The 23163-nt window shown below is 43.8% G+C and carries 21 protein-coding genes; 7 read left to right on the top strand and 14 right to left on the bottom strand.

Annotation, left to right across the window (positions count from 1 at the left end):
• The first annotated feature begins 62 nt into the window (after positions 1-62).
• Complete coding sequence (locus AC1DXC_RS21125; protein WP_477461170.1) at positions 63-1172, top strand: AAA family ATPase; 1110 nt, start codon at positions 63-65, stop codon at positions 1170-1172.
• Between the two features lie 571 nt (positions 1173-1743).
• Here AC1DXC_RS21125 and AC1DXC_RS21120 read toward each other — a convergent pair.
• The gene (locus AC1DXC_RS21120) at positions 1744-2541 is read right to left on the bottom strand and encodes a hypothetical protein (protein ID WP_477461169.1); all 798 of its coding nucleotides are present in this window, start codon (positions 2539-2541) and stop codon (positions 1744-1746) included.
• 233 nt (positions 2542-2774) lie between these two features.
• Positions 2775-4868: a hypothetical protein gene (locus tag AC1DXC_RS21115; protein WP_477461168.1), complete on the bottom strand. Its 2094-nt coding sequence runs from the start codon at positions 4866-4868 to the stop codon at positions 2775-2777.
• A gap of 517 nt (positions 4869-5385) precedes the next feature.
• On the opposite strand from AC1DXC_RS21115, the gene AC1DXC_RS21110 reads away from it, so the two are divergent.
• The 3 genes from AC1DXC_RS21110 to AC1DXC_RS21100 all read left to right on the top strand — a co-directional run bounded on the left by AC1DXC_RS21110 (position 5386) and on the right by AC1DXC_RS21100 (position 8335).
• Positions 5386-5913: a dihydrofolate reductase family protein gene (locus tag AC1DXC_RS21110; RefSeq protein ID WP_477461167.1), complete on the top strand. Its 528-nt coding sequence runs from the start codon at positions 5386-5388 to the stop codon at positions 5911-5913.
• A 578-nt stretch (positions 5914-6491) separates the two neighbouring features.
• The gene (locus AC1DXC_RS21105; protein ID WP_477461166.1) at positions 6492-7088 is read left to right on the top strand and encodes a DUF6436 domain-containing protein; all 597 of its coding nucleotides are present in this window, start codon (positions 6492-6494) and stop codon (positions 7086-7088) included.
• A 26-nt stretch (positions 7089-7114) separates the two neighbouring features.
• Positions 7115-8335 carry a PAS domain S-box protein gene (locus tag AC1DXC_RS21100; RefSeq protein WP_477461165.1) on the top strand — a complete coding sequence of 407 codons (1221 nt, stop codon included), beginning with the start codon at positions 7115-7117 and terminating at the stop codon, positions 8333-8335.
• 357 nt (positions 8336-8692) lie between these two features.
• On the opposite strand, the gene AC1DXC_RS21095 is transcribed toward AC1DXC_RS21100, so the two are convergent.
• Both AC1DXC_RS21095 and AC1DXC_RS21090 read right to left on the bottom strand, forming a co-directional pair.
• Positions 8693-10468 (bottom strand): hypothetical protein, encoded by a 1776-nt coding sequence (locus AC1DXC_RS21095; protein ID WP_477461164.1) that lies wholly within the window; start codon positions 10466-10468, stop codon positions 8693-8695.
• Between the two features lie 92 nt (positions 10469-10560).
• Positions 10561-11337, bottom strand: coding sequence for a LuxR C-terminal-related transcriptional regulator (locus AC1DXC_RS21090; protein ID WP_477461163.1), 777 nt, complete (start codon positions 11335-11337; stop codon positions 10561-10563).
• A gap of 274 nt (positions 11338-11611) precedes the next feature.
• Here AC1DXC_RS21090 and AC1DXC_RS21085 point away from each other — a divergent pair, with 274 nt between their 5' ends.
• Positions 11612-12025, top strand: a complete 414-nt coding sequence (locus tag AC1DXC_RS21085) for a hypothetical protein (protein WP_477461162.1) — start codon at positions 11612-11614, stop codon at positions 12023-12025.
• Positions 12026-12228: 203 nt separating this feature from the next.
• Here AC1DXC_RS21085 and AC1DXC_RS21080 read toward each other — a convergent pair whose 3' ends face one another.
• The 6 genes from AC1DXC_RS21080 to AC1DXC_RS21055 form a co-directional block, all read right to left on the bottom strand.
• A complete protein-coding gene (locus AC1DXC_RS21080) occupies positions 12229-12687 on the bottom strand; it encodes a cold-shock protein (RefSeq protein WP_477461161.1) in 459 nt (152 codons plus the stop codon).
• A gap of 186 nt (positions 12688-12873) precedes the next feature.
• A complete protein-coding gene (locus tag AC1DXC_RS21075) occupies positions 12874-13200 on the bottom strand; it encodes a hypothetical protein (RefSeq protein ID WP_477461160.1) in 327 nt (108 codons plus the stop codon).
• Between the two features lie 187 nt (positions 13201-13387).
• Positions 13388-14167, bottom strand: coding sequence for a hypothetical protein (locus AC1DXC_RS21070; protein WP_477461159.1), 780 nt, complete (start codon positions 14165-14167; stop codon positions 13388-13390).
• Between the two features lie 172 nt (positions 14168-14339).
• Positions 14340-14843: a hypothetical protein gene (locus AC1DXC_RS21065; RefSeq protein WP_477461158.1), complete on the bottom strand. Its 504-nt coding sequence runs from the start codon at positions 14841-14843 to the stop codon at positions 14340-14342.
• A 171-nt stretch (positions 14844-15014) separates the two neighbouring features.
• Positions 15015-15449, bottom strand: a complete 435-nt coding sequence (locus tag AC1DXC_RS21060) for a hypothetical protein (protein ID WP_477461157.1) — start codon at positions 15447-15449, stop codon at positions 15015-15017.
• Positions 15450-15540: 91 nt separating this feature from the next.
• Entirely contained in the window at positions 15541-16008 is a 468-nt protein-coding gene (locus tag AC1DXC_RS21055) for a DoxX family membrane protein (RefSeq protein ID WP_477461156.1), read from the bottom strand.
• A gap of 228 nt (positions 16009-16236) precedes the next feature.
• On the opposite strand from AC1DXC_RS21055, the gene AC1DXC_RS21050 reads away from it, so the two are divergent.
• Positions 16237-18480 carry a PAS domain-containing sensor histidine kinase gene (locus AC1DXC_RS21050; RefSeq protein WP_477461155.1) on the top strand — a complete coding sequence of 748 codons (2244 nt, stop codon included), beginning with the start codon at positions 16237-16239 and terminating at the stop codon, positions 18478-18480.
• Positions 18481-18489: 9 nt separating this feature from the next.
• Here the strand turns inward: AC1DXC_RS21050 and AC1DXC_RS21045 are convergent, their stop codons facing one another.
• Entirely contained in the window at positions 18490-18924 is a 435-nt protein-coding gene (locus AC1DXC_RS21045) for a CBS domain-containing protein (protein ID WP_477461154.1), read from the bottom strand.
• 313 nt (positions 18925-19237) lie between these two features.
• Complete coding sequence (locus AC1DXC_RS21040) at positions 19238-20095, bottom strand: sigma-70 family RNA polymerase sigma factor (protein ID WP_133227321.1); 858 nt, start codon at positions 20093-20095, stop codon at positions 19238-19240.
• 342 nt (positions 20096-20437) lie between these two features.
• Between AC1DXC_RS21040 and AC1DXC_RS21035 the strand changes: the two genes are divergently transcribed.
• Positions 20438-21442 carry an LLM class flavin-dependent oxidoreductase gene (locus tag AC1DXC_RS21035; protein ID WP_477461153.1) on the top strand — a complete coding sequence of 335 codons (1005 nt, stop codon included), beginning with the start codon at positions 20438-20440 and terminating at the stop codon, positions 21440-21442.
• A gap of 151 nt (positions 21443-21593) precedes the next feature.
• Here AC1DXC_RS21035 and AC1DXC_RS21030 read toward each other — a convergent pair whose 3' ends face one another.
• Positions 21594-22496: a hypothetical protein gene (locus AC1DXC_RS21030; RefSeq protein WP_477461152.1), complete on the bottom strand. Its 903-nt coding sequence runs from the start codon at positions 22494-22496 to the stop codon at positions 21594-21596.
• 80 nt (positions 22497-22576) lie between these two features.
• Positions 22577-23080 (bottom strand): cupin domain-containing protein, encoded by a 504-nt coding sequence (locus tag AC1DXC_RS21025; RefSeq protein WP_477461151.1) that lies wholly within the window; start codon positions 23078-23080, stop codon positions 22577-22579.
• Positions 23081-23163: the final 83 nt, after the last annotated feature.

Here is a 23163-nt window from a genome sequence, read left to right as displayed (position 1 = left end):
ACAAAACAGCGCCACCATTTGCCTGCCCGTATTTGGCTAACTTGCATTATAATCAAAATTTCATGAGCGTTAAACACACGGACGAACCATTATTTGTACGCCCGCCGGAGATCGAACTGATCCGTTCGCTGGCGCGGGGCGTAAAACTTACTGCAAAGCAGCGCAAACTATTACAGCAACAGGAGGAGCGCGCCATAACCTGCGACGAGGCCTTCATCATCAAAAAAGCCGACGACTGGCTCTGGCTGCCTCCCGATGAAAACCCTATCGGCGATATGCTATTCGGCGACCTGTGGCTTAAAGGCGAACTGTGCATCCTTTTTGCCGATACCAACGCCGGCAAATCCATCCTGGCGGTGCAAATAGGCGATGCCATCAGCCGCGGCGAGGCAGTGGGCGATATGCCCGTACAAAAGCAGCCCGAACCGGTGCTGTATTTCGATTTCGAGCTGAGCGCTGCGCAGTTTGCCAAACGCTATACCGGCCCCGATGGGGAGCTTTACCCCTTCTCGCCAAATTTTTACCGGGTTATCATCAACCCCGCTGCCAGCCGCGAGCGCAAATTTGCCAGCTACCACGATTACCTCATCAACTCCTTCGAAAATATCATCGTCAGCACCAAGTCGCGCACCATTATTATTGATAACATTACCGCCCTGCGCAGCAGTACCGAAAGCACCGCCGCCGCCGTACAGCTGATGCGCAGCCTCAACACCGTCAAAACCCGCTGGGGTGTATCTATATTGGTACTGGCCCATACGCCCAAGCGCAACCCTGCACGCCCCATTACCCGTAACGACCTGCAGGGCAGCAAAATGCTGATGAACTTTGCCGACAGCTCCTTTGCCATTGGCGAAAGCCAGCGCAGCCCGGGCTTGCGCTACCTAAAGCAAGTAAAGCAGCGCAGCAGCGGGCCCGCGTTTAGCGCAGGCATGGTAAAGCTTTGCCGCATTGTTAAAGAAGGCAGCTCCCTCCACTTTGCGTTTGAAGGCCAGGGTAGCGAAGCCCCTCACCTGCTCAGCCCAACCATGCAGCAGCGCAAAGCCACCGATCAGCAGATCCTCCGCCTCCACGCCGAAGGCCAAAGCGTACGGCAAATAGCCCAGGCAACGGGGTGTACGGCAAGCAAAGTGTTTAGGGTGATAAAGAGGGCGGAGAAGGTGGGGGTTTAGAGGTGTGCGGATTACAGATGTGCAGATTTCAGATTTAAAATGTCCCGAGCTTAAAGGATTCTGATTATTTACGGTTTGTAGCAGTCGATTTTGAAAAGCAAGGGTAGTGGTTCTTTTGTTGCAACAGTCCCGCTATGCACTACAAGCCGCCGGTAGAAGCGGGCTTTCCGTTGCTATCGGGTTTATGGCCGAACGGTAAGTGCGCCAAATTGAATGTGGGCTGTTCGGCGAGACGCCTGATTGTAAATATTGATAAGGCTCTACGCTTAAGTTATTACAATTACCCCGCCCGGGCAGGCGTCCCCGCCTGACTGTGAAACTTGGTAAGCGTCCACGCTTACCCTAATACCTTTTAACTGCTACGTCAGCGTGGACGCTGACAAATTATATCATTCAGGCACGGACGCCTGAACGGGCGGGGATTCTTCAACGCCCACAGATTAGATCAGTCAGGGGTGACCGTTGAACGGGCGGCGCGTACCCACTTCTCTGCCCACGCTACAAACTCAAGCTATTCGTGGGATTGAGTAAATTAAGCCCTACTTACTCGGAATGAAGTGCAAGGTTTGACTTAATCAACTTCATAGATTATAAACGACCCATAATAGGTTGTTTTTGCAGATTGATCCAAATTTAAGCCGCTATAGTCGATAACTTGGATTTGGAATTCTTCTGTAGTAGTTGAAGTTACCCTAAACTCAACTTGTTTTCCCCATGCAGGAATCACAATTGGCGGCTTTTTGAATATAGGCAGTCTATCGCCCGAATTGGTCTTCAAAAGGGAAAATTTGATTGTTGTAGGGTCCAATAATCCCTTTAGAGCCACATTTGTCACTAAATAGAACTCTTTTTTTATTTTGTTCTTTTTATTAATAGAATCAATTTGAATAGAAAGATTCTTTAGTGCATCTTTTGATTGATACCCAGCTTCTCTAAGGTTGAACTGCTGTTTTCTCAAGAGATATAATATAGCTGCATTTTGTTGCAACTGGAACTGTGAAGTCTTTACCTTTCTATTCAACTCTTTTACGGAATCCTTCGCGGCTAACATTCTATTATTAACATCAGTGTAATTATCCTGAAAAGTAAGTTTAATAGAATCAACCTTTTTGTTAAAATCATTTTTAACAGCTATTTCAATTGACTGTAGGCTATTATATCCCAAAAAACCTGCAGCTGCGGTTATCAGACCTACAATCGCGATCAAAAATTCGTATTTGTATTTTAGCTCCCAGTACTTTGCATCATTTAATTGACTGTTTCTTAAACGGGAACTTTTTTTTAACGATCTAAAATTAATACCATTCCAAACAAATAAAACAATTAGGCTAAAGATTGCTATGAGAAGTATTACTGTAAATTTTGACATAAGGCTGGATTTATTCGATAATAAATGTAAAACAATAATGTTGACGATATTTCTACTACTTGAAAAGTAAGTTCAATGTAAACTGCCGCAATATCGCGGACCGTTGTAGTATTAATCATTGTTGTTATGGTATGAAAATTAATTAATGCATAGTATGCATCCTTTAGTGACGAATAGTAATAGTCACAACATTTATTCTAAATAAATATGCCAACGGATTCTGATGGTCGAACCTATAGATATTGATTAGGTACTGTCTGTTCAATTGATACTAACTTTTTCTGTCGTTTAGTTCGATTAATTAATCGATTATTAATAAATATGCTTAAAGTACTAATACTGCTTAAAGGCAAAACGTAGTCAAAAATGCATTTTGCAATGTCGTGCTCCATTCCGTCTTTCGGCAACGTGTCAATCCAATTTATAATTTTATGGGCGTAATTATATTTCCAATCCTTGCAAATGAAGATTAATAAGTAAAAGACAAATGCAAGGATAAGTGCAACTACAGCCAAGTATCCAACGAGTTGCCACCAAAAAAATCTATCTTTCACATATTTTCGCCTTAGCTCTTGCTTTAACTGTCTATTTTCTAATTGAATACTCTTATTTCTGTCTATCTCCTGCTGTTTTTCTATTTGCATTTCATATAATACAGCACCAGACCCCTTTATATGGGCATCTAAACTTTCTGATAAAACGTGGTAATGCTCTGTTACTTGATCTAAATCCGCCTCAAGTTTAGATTTAGCAAACGCTTTTGAACGTTCAATAATTTCATCATCTGATAAGCTTTTCTCAAGGATGCCCTTAAAGTTTTTGTCAATCATAACTTCGATGATAGCAGACTGCTTTTCAAAATCAGCGGTAATTTCGCTGATACCAACTAAAATTAATTGAAGTTGTTCGTTGGAAATGTTGGTTTCGTTCTGAGATAGGTTTAAAAAACTCACGAAACTCTTAAAATCATCGCTGGTTCTGTTTATATACCGTAACAGGATACTAAGCCATTGGGAGGGCAGCAAAACAGTTGGAGTAGATGAGTTGTTCTTAAAATCCCACCGCCGTAACCCTTGATCCGACGAAATGAAAAAATATTTTGTTTCAAATATGTTGCGGAAATTTCCATTCCTACGTTCTCTTATTAAATAAATATTTTTAGCATCTGATATGCATGTCTCATATCTAACGGGAACCAATTTTTCATTGTTCTTAAAAGTATAAATATCATTTGCTAACTCTGTGATAATTTTGATTATTTCCTCATTCTTATCATTAAACGGAAACAGATAGTCTTCCTCAATGGCAAATTTCTTTTTAAACGACTCATATTCAGACAAAAGAAATGATTCGAAATAATCAAGATTATCGTTATTCCGATTCATTCGCCAACGTTGATAGTAATCAAAGAACTCCGGCTCTTTATTAAACCGTTTAAAAGTCTTAGGGTTAACTTTAGAAAAATTCTTTTTTTTAATTTGTTCTATGTAGTATCTAATTGTTGATTTGTATTCAGCGGTAGTAAAACTGGATATAACAAGCGTTTCACCAGCATCCTTGAATTTATTTAAAAAAGTAGTTGTTTTATTAGAACGGCTTTCACCATTTATACCAATCGCTCTAAATACAATGTTGGTGTCCAAGTAAAATATTTTGTTTTTTAAATTTTTAAGATGAAAAGTTGCCTTAGAATCACTATTCGTTATAAGACAGTATTCTAAGGCGTAGCTTGATATGTCGAATATTGCTTTATTTTTTAAATCATTATCCCAAAGCAAAAAGGTATTGATTAGTTGTTTTTCAACAGAATTAAAAGAATCATCAATATTAATAGCACCATTTAAGCCTTTCTTATAATCGATTAACTTTGAGAAGCTTGAAATGTTGTTATTAAATATTTCATATAAAAATTTATAGATTATTGATTTTCCATCTAGAGCGTGAAATGTTTCTGAATTTAGATCTAGAAATTCATCGATAAAAAAATCAACGTTATTTTGATTTAAACGTGATTCTAACAAGAGTCTTCTTTTTGAAGTCAAACAAGCCATTAACTCGTTTTGAGAATGAGTATCTGGCACAATTAGAAAGTTTTCTTCTGTTTGATTTGCAATTATATCGCTAACTTCCTCATAAGAAAATATAAACCCATAATTATTCTCTATAGCTGCGACAATTTGATCTATGTTTAGCGGTGCGTTTTTATTGTCTATGAAGACAGATTCGATAATTTTACGATGTATTGTTTTAGGGCTTACTTCATAATTACTCTCAGAATACAATACGGCTGCCAATCGGAATATCTCTCGCTGTTTTAAGTCTTTCATTCAAATAAAATAAAATTCTAATTTACTAAATATAAAAGCAAGAAAATAATAATATTAAAAAAATAACTAAAATAATTAGCTGATTTTATGTCCCGATGCTGGTGCACGTGTGTCGCGCGTTCCTGGGGATTTGCAAAAGCGCAGATTTAGTTAACTCATGGATGCACTTAATTAGGGGAATTCCATGAACTCAATAGACAGTACCATTACCCGCTGTTGTATTAAAGCATGTGGCTCTGTTTTTTCGCCGTTGTTGGTGTTGTCACCGATAACGCCCGGATGCACTTACTTAACGGAATAAACGCCACACCTATTAGCTCCTATTACAAGCATTGCGGCTTATCGGTTAACACATCACCTACAGGCATCGCGGTTCGTTGGTCACAAAACCAACGAAGGCGAGGAAATAAAATATCCCGGTCGTAACCACCCTCCTATTTTGTCGCTTTTGGCTCACACCCTTTTTAATTATATTCTACTCCTTTGTACCATTACAAACAATTAAAATTAAACCGCCATGAGAAAATTAAAAGTTCAAATGAATTTTGAGGGAATAAGTTGGGATGATGATATGGTAACCTTTTGCATTGACAACCTTAAAAATGTGGACAGTATCTTACTCGGACGAATCACGGCTGAAGGTTTTATTCCGTATTGGAAGGATGTAGCCGGGAATCCTGATCCCAATGATATTAATAGTAGAATGGGAAAGCCAATTAATGATATTCACAAGGACATTTTTTCAAATACACTTAAGGGCAATCAGTGGGATAATGTTACTATCATAAGTGGCGATATTGCAGAAGAAATAAAACAATTGAAAGAAAATAAAGGGGAAGACATCATTGTTTATGGCGGTAATAAATTCGTATCATCTTTAATCGGACACAATTTAGTAGACGAATACTATTTATTTGTAAATCCGCTTGCCAGTAATAGCGAAGAACCAATTTTGAAATTCATCAATAGCAATTTGCAATTAACATTGAAAGAATGTAAAGCATTTCCTTGCGGAACAGTGTTATTGCATTATTCAAGTCGATAATAAATGCCTGAAAATAACAACGAACCGCTAACATAGCATTGCCGCAATTTGGGCAGGCAGTCATATCATCGGCATTATTCTCCACCGTTGTTGGTGTTAACGGATGCACTTAATTACGAAATACCCGCCACACCTGTTAGCGCCTATTACAAACATTATGTCCCCGCCGGGTCTCTCGATAGAGGACCCGGCGGCACACGGATGTAATCAACTTCGATGAATAGCCTTTCGGATGGCCGTTTGGTCCACAGGATATAGGCGTTTTGCGGCTTTTCATTTATATAAATTTATTACGGTGCTAAAGCCGCAGGGTCCTCTGCCGAGAGACCTTGCGTGAACGGGGTCCACAAGCATCGTATTCTGTTGGCCTACAAGGCCAACGAAGGCGGATTATCTGCACAATAGGTAGCTTAATTTCCCATTAATTAAATCAATGGCAAATGCCATTTAAGGTTAAGTTAAAAACCGTCTTAAATACAATTATTCCATGTAATGTTTTGATAAAAACAAAAAAAATGATTATGTTGGGTTAGTTTTTGCCGGAAAATTTCAGTAAGAACTACCCCTGATTAAAATAAATGAGAAAAAGCATAGTCATAATCTGGCTGTCGCTGCTGCTTTGTGCAGCGGGAGCATTGTTCTGGCACAACGACTGGAAGTACCAGTTACCCACCCCCGTGCCCATAGGCTACCGGCCCGCTAAGCCCGGCAAATTGATCGTGTTCAATGCCTCGATGAAGCAGGATAAACGCAAACCCGTGTTTCTGCATTTTTTCAATCCCGACTGCCCCTGCTCCCGGTTTAACATAGCTCAATTCAAATCCCTGGTTCGCCAACGCGGCCACGAGGTAAATTTCATGGTGGTGGTGATGAGCACAAAAAAATTTACTGCCGATGAAATACAGGATAAATTTGACCTGAATATTCCCATTTTGTTCGATCAGGCCATCGCCACAACTTGCGGTGTCTATTCTACCCCGCAAGCCGTTATCCTGGATAAGACACATCATTTATATTACCGCGGCAACTATAACAGCAGCCGTTACTGCACCGACGAAAAAACCAGTTATGCTAAGATCGCACTAAACGGCTTGTTAAGGGATCAGGCCGGTTTGGTTTTTAGTCCACTGGCGCTGCGATCTTATGGCTGTAGTTTGCCTGGTTGTGAAAATTAAGTTTTATCCCATTTAAGATCATACGAATGCCCTCACCCACCACGCTACCGGATAGCCTCAACCAGACACTGATTTCCGATGTTCGGGAGAGGTCGGACCGTTTGATGAATTATTTCCTGACCGCTTACTTTATTATCGGACTGGTATTAGCCGTATTTTACGAAACCTGGCTAATTGCCTTTGGTATTGGAGGGCTTTCCTTACTAGCTTATTACTCCACCAAATTGTTACTGCCGGAGTCGGACCTCTATCAGTATGTGCTTAGCACGGTGCTTGGTATTTTTATGGCCCAGTACATTTACCAGATGCACGGGCTCTTCGAGATGCATTTTTTTGCTTTTATAGGCAGTGTCTTGCTCATCACGTATCAGAAATGGAAGTTGCAGATTCCTGTCACGGTGGTAGTACTCGTCCATCATGCCGTCTTCGGCTATTTGCAAAATACCGGATTAAAGGAAATTTATTTTACCCAGTTGGATTATTTCGCTCTTCAAACGTTCATTATCCATATCCTGCTGGCAGCCGTCATATTTTTCATCTGCGGCTTATGGGCCTATCAGCTCAAAAAATTTAACAATATCTATTTGCTCCAGACGATACAAATGGGCGAATTGCAAAAGGAAGCCCAGCTTGCGCAGGAACGCGCCGCTTCCGAAAAAAAGTATAGTGAATTGTTTCATTTAAGCCCTATGCCCATGCTCGTGTTCGACCTGGATTCCTTACAATTCCTGGATGTAAATGAGGCAACGATCCAGTATTACGGCTACAGCAGGAAAGAGTTCCTGGGCATGACGCTTAGGGATATTAACCTTGCCGAAGACATTGCGGAAATGGAAAAATCATTGGAAAATGACCGGCTGACAGGGAAAACGAATGTAGTGGGAATTTTAAGGCACAAAAAAAAGGACGGGCATATCATTCAGGTAGATGTACTGGCTAATTTTATTGAATATAAAGGAAAGCCCGCAAAAGTGATCATTGCGAACGATATCACCGAAAGACTGGTGTATATCAAAGCTATTGAAGACCAGAACGAAAAATTGAAGGAAATTTCCTGGATACAGTCTCATGTCATCAGGGCGCCCCTCGCCAGGATCATGGGGCTGGCACCGCTTATCAGGGATGCCAGTGAAAATAAAAAGGAAAGGGAGAAAATGCTTGATTATCTTTTAGTATCAACCCACGAACTGGACCAGGTGATAGGTACCATTACCGATAAAATAGGCATGGTAGAAATAAACAGTTAATCCCCATCCTCTTGCCCTCCCCTTCACCGGTTATATATTCACTTTTTCAGCAGGCAACCTCGTTAACGATATCATCCTCAATAAAGAATTGTGCATTTGTACCTTATTTATCATGCCCAGGTACACTTATTTCAACTGCCTCTGCTTAAAACAAATTGCAGGTTGCTGATGACAACTTCAAAAAGTCCCCGATCTAAAAAAAGAAGCTACGAGTTTTAAAAACACAGTAATAAAAAGTTGGTTGGCGTACTCGTGACTAATGAAACCGCAATAAGCCACGAGTACACCCCCAACGTTGCATAGCCGCCCGGGCAATGCTGTTATTTACACATCAAGCAATCTACCAGTATCTATTACTTAAAAAAGATTCCCTTGCCTGATCAATCTGATTGAGAAATAATTTTGTTTAGCCGCGTTGAACGTTGTTGGATAATTGATAGTGCCGGCTACCGGGTAGTTTTGGCTGTATGTTGCCTCAATAATAAGTGCGCTTGCTATATTGGTTGTTAGCGAAAATACCTTTGTAGGCTTATCTGCTTTGGCGAAAGAGAGCTTATCAAAATACACCCCCGGTTTTATCCAGGTTTCTTTGCCGTTTCTTCTAAAATGCAGCATCGGCCCAAAGCCCAGGCGCATTACGGTATATCTGTATTTGCCTTCCCTAACGTCATCGGTGGCCGATGTGCCGCTATTTACTGCATCCTGGTCCCGCTTTCTTTCGCCTATCCTTTCATACCAGCCAAAATCTGCAAACAGCTTGAATTTGGTATCTGTTTTGTACCAGAATTGTAGGCCGCCCTCTCCGCCGGTTACGGTATGCACCCCGGTAACACCGGGTTCGAATGCGTGTAGCCCTGCCGTAAATATCCCCCTCAAATTAAAGTTAACCGGTGCATTGTTTAAAATTTCAAATTTTAAGCCAATCTCAACAGTTGGATAAGATCCCTTATCGGCATAAGAGCCCAAAGCTGCATTGCCATTGTTTTGGTTGGTTATCATAGGCGTTTGGTCATAACCCACACCCACCTGAAACTTGGTAGAAAAACCCTTGTGCGTGTACCCATCATTTAGCATCGACATGGCTGCTACTGCCGAACCCGCAGCCGCTGCATAGGTTGCATCTTCGGTGTTATCTTTTCGCTGTACATCTGCTACGCGGGTTGCCCTTGCAGCGGTGCGTTTGGCTTCGGCTGCCTGATCATATTTTTGTTTGGCTATGCTTTTTTGCCCTTCGTTTGGGGCTATATTCTGTGCCTGCGAATAATAACTCAGTGCAGCATCGTAGTTTTTGCTACTTAAAGAGTTATCGCCCTGAGTAATGAAGTTATCAAATCTTTTCTGTTTGTCCTGATCTTCCCGTTGTTTGGCATTGGCTGCTGTTTGTTGAGCAGAAGCCTCGCGAACCAGTGATTCCAGTTGATAAATATCTGCTTTTATATCAGCCAGAATGGTGTATTTCCGGTTGTTTATCTGGCTATCGGTACCGGTTAGGCCGGTCATATAATCTGCCGGGGTTTTGGTGCAGATAGAAGATCTGGTGGTAGTTTCTGATAGTTGTGCGCACAAATCATCCTTCTTTTGGAATTGTGCGCTTATCTGTGCGTCAATGCTGTTACCGCCGGGTAGCGAACTACCGTTTACGCCAGAATTTGAACTATTGGTTTGTGAATTACTCTGCGTAGAAGCGTTATCATCGCAATTTACACAAACTTTCTGGCCGCCTCTACACTCATAAGACGGGCCGTTTTTTCCCTCGCTGTAAGCACGAATATAAAACTCCGCTGAACTGCCTTGAGGCAATACTTTGTTGTACCCCGTAGTGTGTGTGTAAGTTTCTCCCGGGTCGAGAACAAAAAGCCCGTCGAGCATTTTTTCTTTGTAGCCGTTAGCAGCAATAACCCATGGCTCTATGGTAAACGATACTCTTTTAGAGGATCTGTTTTCTATCCGCCAATTATAAGCATAAGCACTTACCGACGGTACGTATCCCTGAGACTTGTAGGAAAAATATAAATTGGTAAAGCATTCTGCCTGGCTTGAGCCGCTCCAGTTTGTTTTGCCGTCTCCCCATTTTTGCCCGAAAGAATAGGTTGTAACTAATAGGATAATAAATAAAAAGTAAATTTTTTTCATTGCAAGGAGATTTTAATTGTGATGGGGCTCCTGCAAACTTCAGGTGCTTACGGCACAAAAAAAATAGCTACAGATAGCTATTTTTATGCGCCTTATAACCAGCCTTCGTGTATAGCTTTGCTCACCAGTTCTACCGCTGTTTTTGCATTGGCTTTCCGCAGTATATTCTTCCGGTGGGCGTTTACGGTATGCCTGCTTACAAATAACTCATCGGCTATTTCCTTGCTGCTTTTGTTCTCTACAATCATCTTTAAAACGGCACGTTCCCTACGCGTAAATAAATCGAACGACTTTGTGAGCGCATTAGCTTCGGCGATGTTATAGTAGGATGGTTCTCCATCCAGCCCTATAATAGAAAAGTTTGGCGCGCCCTCTGGTTTTAGGTGCGTAATATCGGTATCCACGCTCAGCGTGCGGTAGTAGTTGGTTTCATCATAATCTACCTGCACTGCCTGGTGCAATAGCCTTATATACCGCCCGTCGCGGGTACGCATCCTAAAATCGTACTGCATCTTGTAATTTTGTATCTTATCAAACGGCAGGTCGATAAAAAATTCTGTAATGCGCTGTTCAAACTGCAAAAAGTAAGGCTTATCGTCGGGGTGCAATATTTCCAGAAAAAAAGGGATGCTCATTTCTTCGGGCATATAGCCCAATACCTTGGTAATACCCGGGCTAACCATATCAAACTCAGCTTGAAAAATATTAAATACATAATAGTAGTAATGCCCTGGCTGAAAGAGGTTTAGTAATCGTTTATGAAGCTCGAGTTCTAACTTCAGTTCGTACTGATGTGTCGGGTCTTCCTTGACCACTGTACTCCATATTTTTTTTGCGCTAAGATAAATTTGTGATTGTTGGTTCGACATCGGATAAGGCTATTTATAGATTTAAATATATTATATTTTCTCAAATAATATCCCTCCCTATGCCGAATTCTCCTCCCTTATGGCCCATAGGCAATATAATTGCATACCCGCACTGCCTGGGATTATGGACGTTCTGTTTTTTTTAGGCATTAATGGGCTCCCTTCGGCAGGGCGTCTCCGTGCTTATTTCCAAAAAAAATATTCCCGGCACTAATCGTATTTTTTTGATATTTAGTTAAATTAGCTTGACCGTTAACCCTCAACCCTTAAAACAATGAAGAAACTCTACGCACTCGTTATTTTCCTGTTCATCTCCTATGGCGTTTATGCACAAAGCAAGTTCGACGGCGACTGGCGCGGCAGCGTTACTACCAAAAGCGGCTCTACGCTCAAGATAAGGATCAAAATCAGCGACGATGAGGTGACGCAATATTTCTGGAATGCCGATGCATCGGAATGGCGGGCCACAAGCCCCGCTATTACACGCAAATTTGCGCACAAGAATAACTTTGAATTTTCGTGGATGAGCTCCGGCGGCGTTTGGACGGAAACCCAAACTTTTATGCTTTCTTATGTCTCCGGCAGCAATTTAAGCCTGGTGTGGTCGCGGCAGGTGGTCAACGAAAAAGACAGTGGCGATAATGAAGCATGGGCAGTGCAGGGAGAGGGTAGTTTAAGCAAGTATTAATAGCTGAACGCGATAGACGGGTGCCTGCGCCGTGCAGATAGAGGGGCAATTAACAGCTAATCACCCTGATTTTCAGAGCGGCCACTACTGAGTGAAAATGCAAAAGCCGGGCTTAAAAAACCCGGCGCTACAATAATGTTGTAAAATTAATGGCACTGGATAAATTGATTCATCAACCCTGGCCAGAAACAAAAACAACTCCCTTATTTAGGTGCTTTCTTTACGTTTACCGCGTTAAGCCCCTTTTGTCCCTGTTCGGTTTCGAAAGTTACTTTGTCGTTTTCTTTTACTTCTTCGGTCAGGCCGTTTACGTGCACAAAAATACTTTCCTGCGTTACGTGGTCCCTGATGAAGCCAAAACCTTTTGAGCTATTAAACATGGTTACCGATCCGGTACGTATTTTATCCGCTTCGGTTAGTTCGGCTTGCTTAGGAATGCTGATTTGTATATCCTCAGCAACTATCTTGCGGCGTTTGTTAGGATCCGGCGGCGTTGAGGTGATATTGCCATCCTCATCGATGTAGGCCATCATATCGTCCAACGATTTGCCCTTAGATCCGTTCGCTTTGCGCTCTTCGGCCTTTTCTTTTTTGTCTTTTAACTTGATCGATTTTTTTTTCTCTCGTTCTTTTTTACTGAATGTTTCAGTTGATCTACCCATACTACAAAGATACTACGATTTTATAATAATGATTGCAACGTCTGTATTTTTTTACTTAATCGATACGTTCAATTCATATTGGCTACTTTGCGACTGATTTACCCGGCTTATGTTACGCCTCCCGCCGCGTATTACGAGTATGCAAAGCAAGGCTAAGTCGGCGCCAATCCTAATTAATAATCCCCCCTACAAACTCGCCAGACCCCTAAAAAACTGGATGGCACCGAAAACTATCGCGCCCCAAAATATAAAGCCAACATTGGCCATGGTAAGCGCGATGCCGCCCACGCACCATAGCGCGCCGTACAGCATGTCTTTTTGGGCTTTGTCTTTTTTGGCTTTGGCAATTTCCTGTTCAAGGCCGTCGGCGATAGCCGTGGCCGAATCCTCGTTAAGCCCGCGCTCCATTAATGCTTCTTTTACTTCGTAGGCATTTTTGCCGCCTATAAACAGGTTTGCGGCATACTCATACATTTGGTTGATTGCTTGTTGGGTTGTTTCTGTTTGTTCCATTGTGATAAAGGTTTTTGGCCGCACACAATGTGCGACCAGGTATGATAAATATAGGTATTGCAATTATTTTTACAATACGCCTTTATTATTTTTGGCAAAAAAGCATAAGCCAGCAGTAGACTATTGCCAAAAGCAAAAAAACCTTCCTGTTTGCAGGAAAGGCTCTGTTATATTATAAAGCTGCGGTTTAAACGATTTGCCCGGTTTGGATATCAACCGTGTAAGTTGCGCCGTTGATGGTAATTTTTACTCTATTATTGCCCATGAACAGGATAGTGCCTGTGTAATCCCATTTGCCCTTGGGGGTGCTGCCGGTGGTTTTGAATACCGCGCTGCCGCCTTTTATCTGGCCGCCGTCGGTTGGGTCGATGATGAGCGACGTAAGCTTATAGTAAAAAGCCGTGCTCGCTTTAGGTTTAGCGCCGGTTTTGAACTCCAGGTTGGTTTGCATATTCATAGTACCACCGAAAGATATCTCCGAATCGGGGTTGCTTGGGCTGAGGCTGGTGATAGCCAGGTCCTGCCCAATCCGGTATTTGGCCGTAAGGGATGGTGTTATCATTGATACCAGCAGGGTATCATAAAAAGTAAGCCCGCTTACATTATTGTTGATACAGATGGTAGCAAATTTAAAACGGCCCGCTATGCTCAGCTGCGCAGTATCTATGCTGACACTGTAGCTAAGCGTGGTATCCAGTTTGAGGCCGCACTCGGGGTTTACCGTGTTGATCACTATTTTTTTGAAGCCCGGTCTCACTGCGTTTATCTGTGGATGCAGGCCGTCGCTAAAATCGAACCCGCCCAGGCCACCGTAAAAGGTTTGCGCAAGGTTAATTGCAACCTCCTGGGTTACTGTTTTAGCATCCAGCGTTTTGGTAGATGGATCCGTCGAGGTTTTTTTGCAGGACGTGTAGACCAGCGCAATTGTGCTTAGCGCGATGATGCCGGCAAGTAATTGTTTTTTCATGATGATAAGGGTTTAGTTATACTTTCAAATTTGCCCTTAATCTACCAAAAACCTGCAAAACATCCAAAAGTCAAATAATATTCAATAGCTTATTTACATATTGAACAGGAGGAACGCCCCTGCATCCCTTTATCTAGGCAGTTTAGGTAAAATGCAGGGGTTAACCCTAAACTTAATTCATTAAATCACCACTGAGTATGAGTCGTTTCTCAGTAAGTGTATCCAAATCTAAACCTATATACTTCTGAGAGTGCACCTGATCAAATGCATGGGATCTATAAATATTCATTTTCCCCTTCTCAAAAGCAACTATGTATGTAAAAACATAGCCGGTTTTCATGCTAAAGTATTTGTACAAATCGTATGATGCGCTAACTGCTAGAAATTTTGAACTGTTTTTGTTTTTAGTCAAAATACTAAGGCCGTTCGACAAATAGCCCATCTGTATATCCGAGGTTTTATTATTTTGATCTGATAACAAAAAAGTAGAATCCGTTGAATTGAATCGGGCAACCATCCCCATGCTTAGCCCTTTAAAGGGCCCCAGGAATTTTGCGCACCATATGGTATCGGCATAAGTGATATTTACATTGCCTTGTTGCGGCATTTGGGCGTGTGCAATAGTGTAAGAAGTTAAAGCCAGAATCAGGACTAACCATTTTATGTTTTTTTTCATCGGGTCTATTATTGTTCTATCGTTTTTTAGGCAATCATTCCACTTAGTTTTAATCAACTACGGTTTTCTTATTCATTTTTCTGTTTTAAATCTATTAAAAAAGACTAATGAATGTAATGACTAAATGATACCTGATTGGTTATTTTATTATTAAAACCAAGTCCAATCCGCTTACGGTTTCCACTCCAGCAGCTTCTCATCCGCATCCTGTTCATAAAACCGCCTTTTTACGGTATCAACGTAAATCCAGGCATCAGTAATAAACCTGCTGCCATCGGCGTCGGTTAAATCGTGCCCTACCTGGTAACGGTAATAGCTGGCGGTATCGGTCTTTATCTCCTGGTCGAAGAGCCATTCTTCATTAAGCGTCTTATCGGCTACGGCATTACGTACCAATTCGTTTTTGGTGATTTTGTTATACACTACGGAGAGAGAATCGAACCATTTAGAGGCATTTTGCGGCTGGCGCGTTTTAACAGTAACGGCGGCTTTGGGCATAGCCGGGGCGGTAGCAATTACCTGGCTTTTAGTTTTTACGGGCACGGAAGGTTGCCTGCACGCAACAGAAAGAATTAATAAAAGTAACAGGGGCGTGTATCGTTTCATGGCTTAAAGGCTGGGCTATGGACACGCAAATTAAAAAATAAAACCCGGATGCCAGTACGGCACCCGGGTTTCGCAAACATGAAAACTAATCTTAATGCCTGTGCCTGTGCTGATGGTCGTTGGTTTCGGCAATCCAGGCATCTGCCGAGAATTTGCCCGATCCTACCACCCAAAACAATACCAGCAGCAAAAAAACCACTATTGAAAGCCATAATTCCGTATTGAGGAAAGATAGCCCTTTGGTAATATTCACGAAAAATATAGCGCCTAATAGTATGGGCATCTGCATTACGGCTACCATCCGCGTAAGCAGACCGGTAAGGATGAGCAGGCCGCCTATCACATGCGCAAAAGCTACGATATGGATAAGCACCACCGCCATCAGGCCGGATCCATCGAAGGTTTTGTTCTGGAATATCCAATCCTGCTGCACACCCGTGCTGCTGATGAATACCACTCCTTTGCTAAAGATAATCAGCCCCAGTAAAATGCGTACGATGTCCAGCCATTTCGGATGATGAAGATCACCCCAATGTTCAACTTTTTGGACCATATTCATATGATGCCTCCTTTTTTAAGATGTTTGTAATTGGTAATTGAAGTTACGATTAATTATCATTACAAATGCAAATATTTTAAACTCTTTTTCAGGCAGTTACGACAATCATTCGGTAAAATGCCCATATTGGTGCAACCAAAGCAAAAATGTTTCCGTTATGTTGTTTTTTACTTAGTATTGTAAATAACCTTTGCCGTACCGCCTACAATTTCATCAAGGATACCATCAGTGAGCGCAATCATCAAAATACTTTACCTGGAGCATAACGCCGGCACCGCCATATTGGTGGCCGATACGCTGAAAGCGGCAGGTATTGATGCTAAGCTAAGGGTGGTTGATAACGCCCCCGGCTACCTGGAGGCATTATCCGGCTTCGCCCCCAACCTGGTTATTGCCAGCGATGCGTTACCGGCATTGAGCGCTGCGGATGCGTTAACGGCGCTAAAGCAATATAATCCGGCTATCCCCTTTATGGTATTGGCTGATGCAGACACCGATGCACAGCAGATAGTAAACCTGGTAAAACAGGGCGCATGCGATTATATCCCAAAACAGGACATACACAAGCTACCTGCTGCCGTACTATCTGCAACCAATGAAGCGGCCATCCCAAAAAAAACACAGCTTACCGAGCAAAGCTACCGCCAGATAGTAGAAACCGCGCAGGAAGGCATCTGGATATTAGATCAGGACCTGGTTACTGTTTTCGTGAACAAAAAAACCTGTGATATGCTTGGCTACTCCGCCGAAGAGATTATTGGCAAGCGCAACTCCGATTTCAGGCACGATCACAACCCCAACGATACTATTGCCCGGGCCAAGCAACGCAGGCTGGGCATAGCAGAAACGCACGAAAGCACCTTCGTTACCAAAAGCGGCGCGCACGTACAATGCATCGTAGCCACTAACGGCCTTTTTGATGCGGGTGGCAATTACACGGGGTCGCTGGCCATGCTCACCGATATAACCGGCCGCAAGGCGCACGAGAACGCATTGAAGCATTCAGAGGCCAACCTATCGGCTGTTATAGAGAACACCAGCGACCTGGTGTACTCGTTGGATCGCAATCTGAAGGTAATTACTTACAACCAACTCTTCAAAAACACGATCAAGCATGTTTACGGCTTCGATATCGTTACCGGAGTCAGTACGCTGGACATGATTACCGGTTTCGATGCAGAGGTGGGCCGGAAATGGGAAAGCATATACCAGCGCGCGCTGGATGGAGAAACACAGCAATTTGTTAACGAATACACCTTTGGGCCCGAGAAGGTGTACCTCAGCTATTCTATCAATCCCATCAGGGAGAGTGGGCAAGTGATAGGCCTATCCTGCTTTTCGCGCGATATTACCAAACAAAAACTGGATGAGGCCGCCATACGCAAATCTGAAGCGAGCCTGCGCACTATCTTTAACAATACAGATGCTGCGTGTATGCTGATTGATGGGCAGGGCAACATCGTATCTTTCAATACGCTGGCGCAGCAACTAGCTAAGGTGACCACGGGCTTTGAAATTGCCGAAGGTAGCGCGGTGTTGGATTGCATCCCCACAGAAAACCATGCGTTTGTGCTGGAGATATTAGAGAACACCCGCAACGGCGGCGTGCTGCACCACCAGGAGAGTCGCCTCATTAAGGGCCAGGCAAAATGGCTCGATATTACCTGGGCGGGAATCAAAGACCAGCAATACGAAGATTTTGGCTACATCTACACCGTAAAAGACGTTACCGACAAGAAAAGGCTGGAGATTGAACGTGAAAAAATTACGGCCGACCTGCTGCAGCGCAATAAAACCCTGGAACAGTTTACGTACATCATATCGCACAACCTGCGCGCGCCCGTAGCCAATATCATCGGGCTATCGTCGCTGTTATCGGGTTCCGCCACTGAAAATAGCGAGATAGCCGAAATAGTAGATAGTATCAGCAGATCGGCAGATAAGCTCGACGATATCATCCTGGATCTTAACCGCGTTCTGCAGATGAGCCAAACGCCCAACGAACATATCGAACGCATCAAGCTTCCTGGCCTGGTGGAAGATATCAAACTGAGCATCGGGCACCTGATCGAAAAAGAGCAGGTTTCTATCCGCGCCGATTTCGAAACCACAGAAATTGTATCGCTCAAGAGCTTTATCCACAGCATCCTTTACAACCTCATCTTAAACAGTATCAAATACCGCAATCCGGTGCTGGAGCCGGAGATTGCGATTTCGGCCAAAACAACCAACGACAAAATCACCATCATCTACCGCGATAATGGCCGCGGCATAGATACCTCCAAATACAGCGAAGAGATATTCGGCCTTTACAAAAGGTTCGATACCAGCGTAGAGGGAAAGGGCATTGGCCTGTTTATGGTTAAAACACAGGTAGAAAGCCTTGGCGGTACCATAGCCATTACCAGCGTGCTTAATAAAGGCACAGAATTCATCATCAATTTACCCCAGCAGCAGCTAATGGCGGGTTAAGGCCGCTTTTTAGGTAGACTGTATGTAGCTGTGCAGCTGCTCTATGGTTTCCTTTTGCGAGTGGATGGTTTCGTACACCACATCGTTGATGGAGATGATGCCACAAAGTTCCTCCGCCTCATCGAAAACGGGCAGGTAACGAATGTTGTTCTCGCTCATGATAATCATGCAGCTCTCTACAGACGATTTTGGGGTGATGCGCGGCAAATTAGTGCTGATGATATCGCCGGCGGTAGTTTCGTCGGAATGCTTGCCCATCAGTATTATTTTACGGGCGTAATCGCGTTCGGTAACCAGGCCTATATATTGGCCGTTATCAGTAACCACTACCGAGCCGATATTTCTTTCGGCCATTAGTTTAAGCACATTCAATACAGTGGTATCGGCAGGCACGGCAATAACCGCACTCCCCTTGCGGGCGAGGATGTGTTTTACGCTTTTCATAAAAAATACAGGTTTATAATTGGGTTTATGAAATTACGAATAAGTATGTTAAAAACAAAAGGTTAAGCTTATTAAAATAAAATAATAAAGGTGGGGTGAATGCTTTTATATTTTTAAAACCTCAAAAACGTCATCCCGAATTTATTTCGGGACCCCACGCGGCAGGTAACCACCGTGCAAAGCCATGGAGCATGGCGGCCACTTTTATGATGGGGTCTTGAAATAAGTTCAAGATGACGTTATATAGTTTTTTAAAAACAAAACGCCCCGGCTTGTTTAAAACCGGGGCGTTCAAATATCAGGCAATTAATGCTTACAAGTACGATTGCAAAAGGTTAGCCTTTGAATTTTGCCTTAAGCGCATCAGGGCTTTATCTTTTATCTGGCGAACGCGTTCGCGGGTGAGGTTGTACTTCTCGCCTATTTCTTCCAGGGAGTGCGGCGCGTTATTGTTCAAACCGAAGAATAATACGATAACCTGCCTGTCGCGCTCGGCCAAAATGTTCAGCGAGCGTTTTATCTCCTGGCTCAACGAATCGGCCATCAGTTCGCTGTCTGTCGCAGCGTCGCCGCTTTGCAATACATCCAGCAAAGTATTTTCTTCGCCGGTGATGAACGGTGCATCCATAGATACCTGGCGGGCAGAGTTAGATAACGAGTCGGATATCTTCTCAGTAGTAGTCTCCAGGTCGTCGGCCAGTTCTTCCGGCGTTGGCTGGCGCTCTAGTTCCTGCTCCAGTTTTGATGCAGAGCGGTTGATTTTGCTCAGTGAGCCAATCTGGTTAAGCGGCAAGCGCACAATACGGCTTTGCTCGGCAACGGCCGATAGTATCGACTGGCGGATCCACCAAACGGCGTAAGAGATAAACTTGAAGCCCTTGGTTTCGTCGAAACGCTTTGCAGCTTTTATCAGGCCCAGGTTACCCTCGTTAATAAGGTCGCCCAATGTAAGGCCCTGATTTTGGTATTGCTTGGCAACCGAAACCACAAAGCGCAGGTTGGTTTTTGTCAATCGCTCAAGGGCCGCCTGATCGCCCTCGCGTATCTTCTGCGCCAGTATAACCTCTTCCTGTGCCGAAATAAGGTCTACCTTGCCTATTTCGGTAAGGTATTTATCCAGTGATTGTGATTCGCGGTTGGTAATCGATTGTGATATCTTAAGCTGTCTCATATAAAAAAAATGTTCCGTTTAGGCCGGTCTGTAAACCGGCGGGGGTACTAAAAATAAAAAGCGTGATAAAAATTGGTACGATCCGGAGATAAGTATTGCTTATGCACGAAAAGAGCAAAATTTTGGTAAAGTTTAGCGTATAAACTCAAGTTAAGAAGTGTTTGTATTTCGTTGCTCCAAATCAATCAGCAAAGATACATAAAGAAATGTAGTCACAGTGTAAAACAAACACTTATATTTTCATATTCGGGGCCATTCAAAATGTATGCACAAAGTCATTTATGATTTGTTGACAAACACAACAACCCTTATACCTTAGTTTTGGCCTTATTGTTTCACATTATGACATCTATTCTTAACAACATATCCTATTCGGTGCTTGATCTGGCCACCGTAGTACAGGGACAAACGCCCGCAAACACCTTCCCCAATAGCCTCGAGCTGGCACGCCATGCGGAGCAATTGGGTTACACCCGCTATTGGTTTGCCGAGCATCATAACATGATCAACGTGGGCAGTTCGGCCCCGACGATACTCATTGGCTATATAGCCGGCGGCACCAAAACCATCCGCGTAGGATCTGGCGGGGTAATGCTGCCCAACCATGCGCCGCTGGTTGTGGCAGAGCAATTCGGTACCCTGGCCTCTTTATACCCCGGCCGTATAGACCTGGGCCTGGGCCGCGCGCCGGGCACCGACCAGGTAACCGCTATGGCCATTCGTGGCGAAAATATGAACGCGGCGTTCAACTTCCCGCGGGACGTGGAACGACTACAGCAATATTTCTCTGCCGATAACCAGCACAGCAAAGTACGCGCCGTGCCGGGCGAAGGGCTTGATATACCCATTTGGATATTAGGTTCCAGCCTTGATAGTGCCCGACTTGCCGCAGCGAAAGGCCTCCCCTATGCATTTGCCAGCCATTTTGCCCCTACCTATTTCCTGGAGGCCATAGCGCTATATCGCCAAAATTTTAAGCCTTCGGAATATTTAGATAAGCCCTACGTAATCAGCTGCATCAACGTAGTAGCTGCCAATACCGATGCCGAAGCTGACCGGCTGGCTACCTCGGTACAGCAATTCATCAAAGGCGTGGTAACCGGCAAACGCGATCTGCTGCCCCCGCCCATAGATACCATGGAAGGCGTGTGGAACTACTTTGAGCAGGAAGCCGTAGAGCAAATGCTTACGTACGCCATCTTTGGCGGGCCCGAAACGGTTAAAAGTAAACTGCAGACCTTTATAGCCGAAACACAAGTTGACGAGGTGATGGTTACCTCGCATATCTTCGACCACCAGGCCAGGCTGCGCTCTTACGAGATATTTGCGGAGGTGATGAAGAGTTGAGTCTTTTTTAACCGCAAAGAACACAGAGGATTTGCGGCGTTTTGAACGCAAAGAGCGCAGAGATTTGATTTGGTTTAGCCTATTTAAGGCGATCGCTAAAAAATCTTTGCGCTCTTTGCGTTTTTTACTTTGCGATCTTTGCGGTAAAAAACTAACGAACTTTCATCAATTTGTTAACCGGTACTTCGTACAACGCGGCGGTTTCTTCGTCAAGCAGCCACAGGGTTTTATCATCCTTAAAGCAAACAGATTCTATTTGCGGGGCCTTTACCGGCAGCCAGTAAATATTGCCGTTGAACCAGCTTGAGCCGGGGCCGGTTCGCTCGAATATCCAGATAGAGCGGTACGTAATTACCACTAGGCGGTTGCCATCTTCGGTGCAATCGGCAGCGGTAACCTTGCCGCCAATGTTGAATTTATCCAGTAGCGTAAGCGTGTTTACTTCGTCGGTTTTCTCTACGTCCATTCGATAAAGGCGGGTAAAAGTAGCCATGCGGTCTTTAGACAGCATATGGAATTTGCCATCGGCGGAAAAAACGGCCTCGCAATCGTAGTTGAAATCTGTTTTGGCGGTAAAGCTTTTTTGGTCGGGATATTTAAAGAAAAGTTTCTTCAGAAAGGTGGTGTTGCTGGCAATTGGCGATGGCTCTGGTACTACGTAAAGTACCAAATCTTTACGGTCGTTATAGTTGTTGCCCACGTCGGCAATAACCAGGTTGCCTTTGTTATCCATGGTGATGTCCTCCCAATCCACATTGGTAGCGCCGGAAATGGTGATGCCTTCGTAATTACGGTAACGGGCCGATCGGTAGAATTTGCCCAGGCTATCGATAGCGAAAACCCGCGGCTGGTCGCCAGAGTCGTTCTCCATCCAGAAAACGTTAGGGTCTGATTTACTTTTCACAATGCCCGAAAGTTCCAGCTTGCCCCAGTAATCGAAGGTAAATTTGGCGTTTAATACCTCCGGCTCTCGTGCTGGCAGTTTAAGGTCCTGTGCGCAGGCAATGCCCGCGCTTAATAATGATAACAGCAATACACCTTTTATAGCCTTCATTTGTTTTTCCGGCCAAGATAGGTGCGGCGTATTAGCTGTGTGTTTACTTAAGGTTAGGCTTGTATAAGCGATGCTCGGCCTTACCCCAAAAAATCAGGCGGATACACCTTTTGGCCGTATTTTTCGGCTATGGCGACCATTTTTTTGGCTACTTCCGGATCGCTCATTACAGGCGGGGGCAAAAATTCGCCGGCCTTTACGGGCTGCCCTATCTCCAGGAACATTTCCTCGAGGCCCGCCGGTACAACGGTGCAAAGCAAATGGGCCATTTTATCGCTTTTGTTTTTGAAGCCATGTACGATGCCCCCTTTGGGGATATTGATGAACGCGCCTTTGCCAGCCGTAAAAGTGGATGCCTCCGATTTTACCAGCACCTCCCCCTCAACGATGTAGAACGACTCCTCAAAATCCGCGTGCGCATGCGGACCGGGGCCGCCACCGGGCGGCACCAGCATTTCTATCGTAGCGAACGCCCCGCCCGTTTCTTTACCAGATACGAGTATGCGGTAGTTACCGCCCATTACCGAAAGGGTTTGGCCCTCGTTGGCCCCTAATACTTTTGGTGCTGCTTTTTGGTTTTCCATTATGCTAATATCTGTAAGAAACCGGACAAAGGAGTTTATGTTTCAAAAAATAAGTATGCTTATGGGCATTTGCGCCATCGGTG

The organism is Mucilaginibacter sp. P2_D11, from assembly GCF_056404435.1.
The sequence above is the reverse complement of the archived record's forward strand: the minus strand, read 5'-3'. Positions and strand labels throughout refer to the sequence as shown.

What these genes read in the sequence shown, in the direction of transcription:
- AC1DXC_RS21090 (WP_477461163.1), bottom strand. Translation starts at nt 11,337, where the DNA reads ATGTCGAACCAACAATCACAAATTTATCTTAGCGCAAAAAAAATATGG.
- AC1DXC_RS21045 (WP_477461154.1), bottom strand. Translation starts at nt 18,924, where the DNA reads ATGAAAAGCGTAAAACACATCCTCGCCCGCAAGGGGAGTGCGGTTATT.
- AC1DXC_RS21075 (WP_477461160.1), bottom strand. Translation starts at nt 13,200, where the DNA reads ATGGAACAAACAGAAACAACCCAACAAGCAATCAACCAAATGTATGAG.
- AC1DXC_RS21080 (WP_477461161.1), bottom strand. Translation starts at nt 12,687, where the DNA reads ATGGGTAGATCAACTGAAACATTCAGTAAAAAAGAACGAGAGAAAAAA.
- AC1DXC_RS21040 (WP_133227321.1), bottom strand. Translation starts at nt 20,095, where the DNA reads ATGAGACAGCTTAAGATATCACAATCGATTACCAACCGCGAATCACAA.
- AC1DXC_RS21085 (WP_477461162.1), top strand. Translation starts at nt 11,612, where the DNA reads ATGAAGAAACTCTACGCACTCGTTATTTTCCTGTTCATCTCCTATGGC.
- AC1DXC_RS21065 (WP_477461158.1), bottom strand. Translation starts at nt 14,843, where the DNA reads ATGAAAAAAAACATAAAATGGTTAGTCCTGATTCTGGCTTTAACTTCT.
- AC1DXC_RS21060 (WP_477461157.1), bottom strand. Translation starts at nt 15,449, where the DNA reads ATGAAACGATACACGCCCCTGTTACTTTTATTAATTCTTTCTGTTGCG.
- AC1DXC_RS21110 (WP_477461167.1), top strand. Translation starts at nt 5,386, where the DNA reads ATGAGAAAATTAAAAGTTCAAATGAATTTTGAGGGAATAAGTTGGGAT.
- AC1DXC_RS21030 (WP_477461152.1), bottom strand. Translation starts at nt 22,496, where the DNA reads ATGAAGGCTATAAAAGGTGTATTGCTGTTATCATTATTAAGCGCGGGC.
- AC1DXC_RS21105 (WP_477461166.1), top strand. Translation starts at nt 6,492, where the DNA reads ATGAGAAAAAGCATAGTCATAATCTGGCTGTCGCTGCTGCTTTGTGCA.
- AC1DXC_RS21125 (WP_477461170.1), top strand. Translation starts at nt 63, where the DNA reads ATGAGCGTTAAACACACGGACGAACCATTATTTGTACGCCCGCCGGAG.
- AC1DXC_RS21035 (WP_477461153.1), top strand. Translation starts at nt 20,438, where the DNA reads ATGACATCTATTCTTAACAACATATCCTATTCGGTGCTTGATCTGGCC.
- AC1DXC_RS21070 (WP_477461159.1), bottom strand. Translation starts at nt 14,167, where the DNA reads ATGAAAAAACAATTACTTGCCGGCATCATCGCGCTAAGCACAATTGCG.
- AC1DXC_RS21095 (WP_477461164.1), bottom strand. Translation starts at nt 10,468, where the DNA reads ATGAAAAAAATTTACTTTTTATTTATTATCCTATTAGTTACAACCTAT.
- AC1DXC_RS21055 (WP_477461156.1), bottom strand. Translation starts at nt 16,008, where the DNA reads ATGAATATGGTCCAAAAAGTTGAACATTGGGGTGATCTTCATCATCCG.
- AC1DXC_RS21025 (WP_477461151.1), bottom strand. Translation starts at nt 23,080, where the DNA reads ATGGAAAACCAAAAAGCAGCACCAAAAGTATTAGGGGCCAACGAGGGC.
- AC1DXC_RS21120 (WP_477461169.1), bottom strand. Translation starts at nt 2,541, where the DNA reads ATGTCAAAATTTACAGTAATACTTCTCATAGCAATCTTTAGCCTAATT.
- AC1DXC_RS21115 (WP_477461168.1), bottom strand. Translation starts at nt 4,868, where the DNA reads ATGAAAGACTTAAAACAGCGAGAGATATTCCGATTGGCAGCCGTATTG.
- AC1DXC_RS21100 (WP_477461165.1), top strand. Translation starts at nt 7,115, where the DNA reads ATGCCCTCACCCACCACGCTACCGGATAGCCTCAACCAGACACTGATT.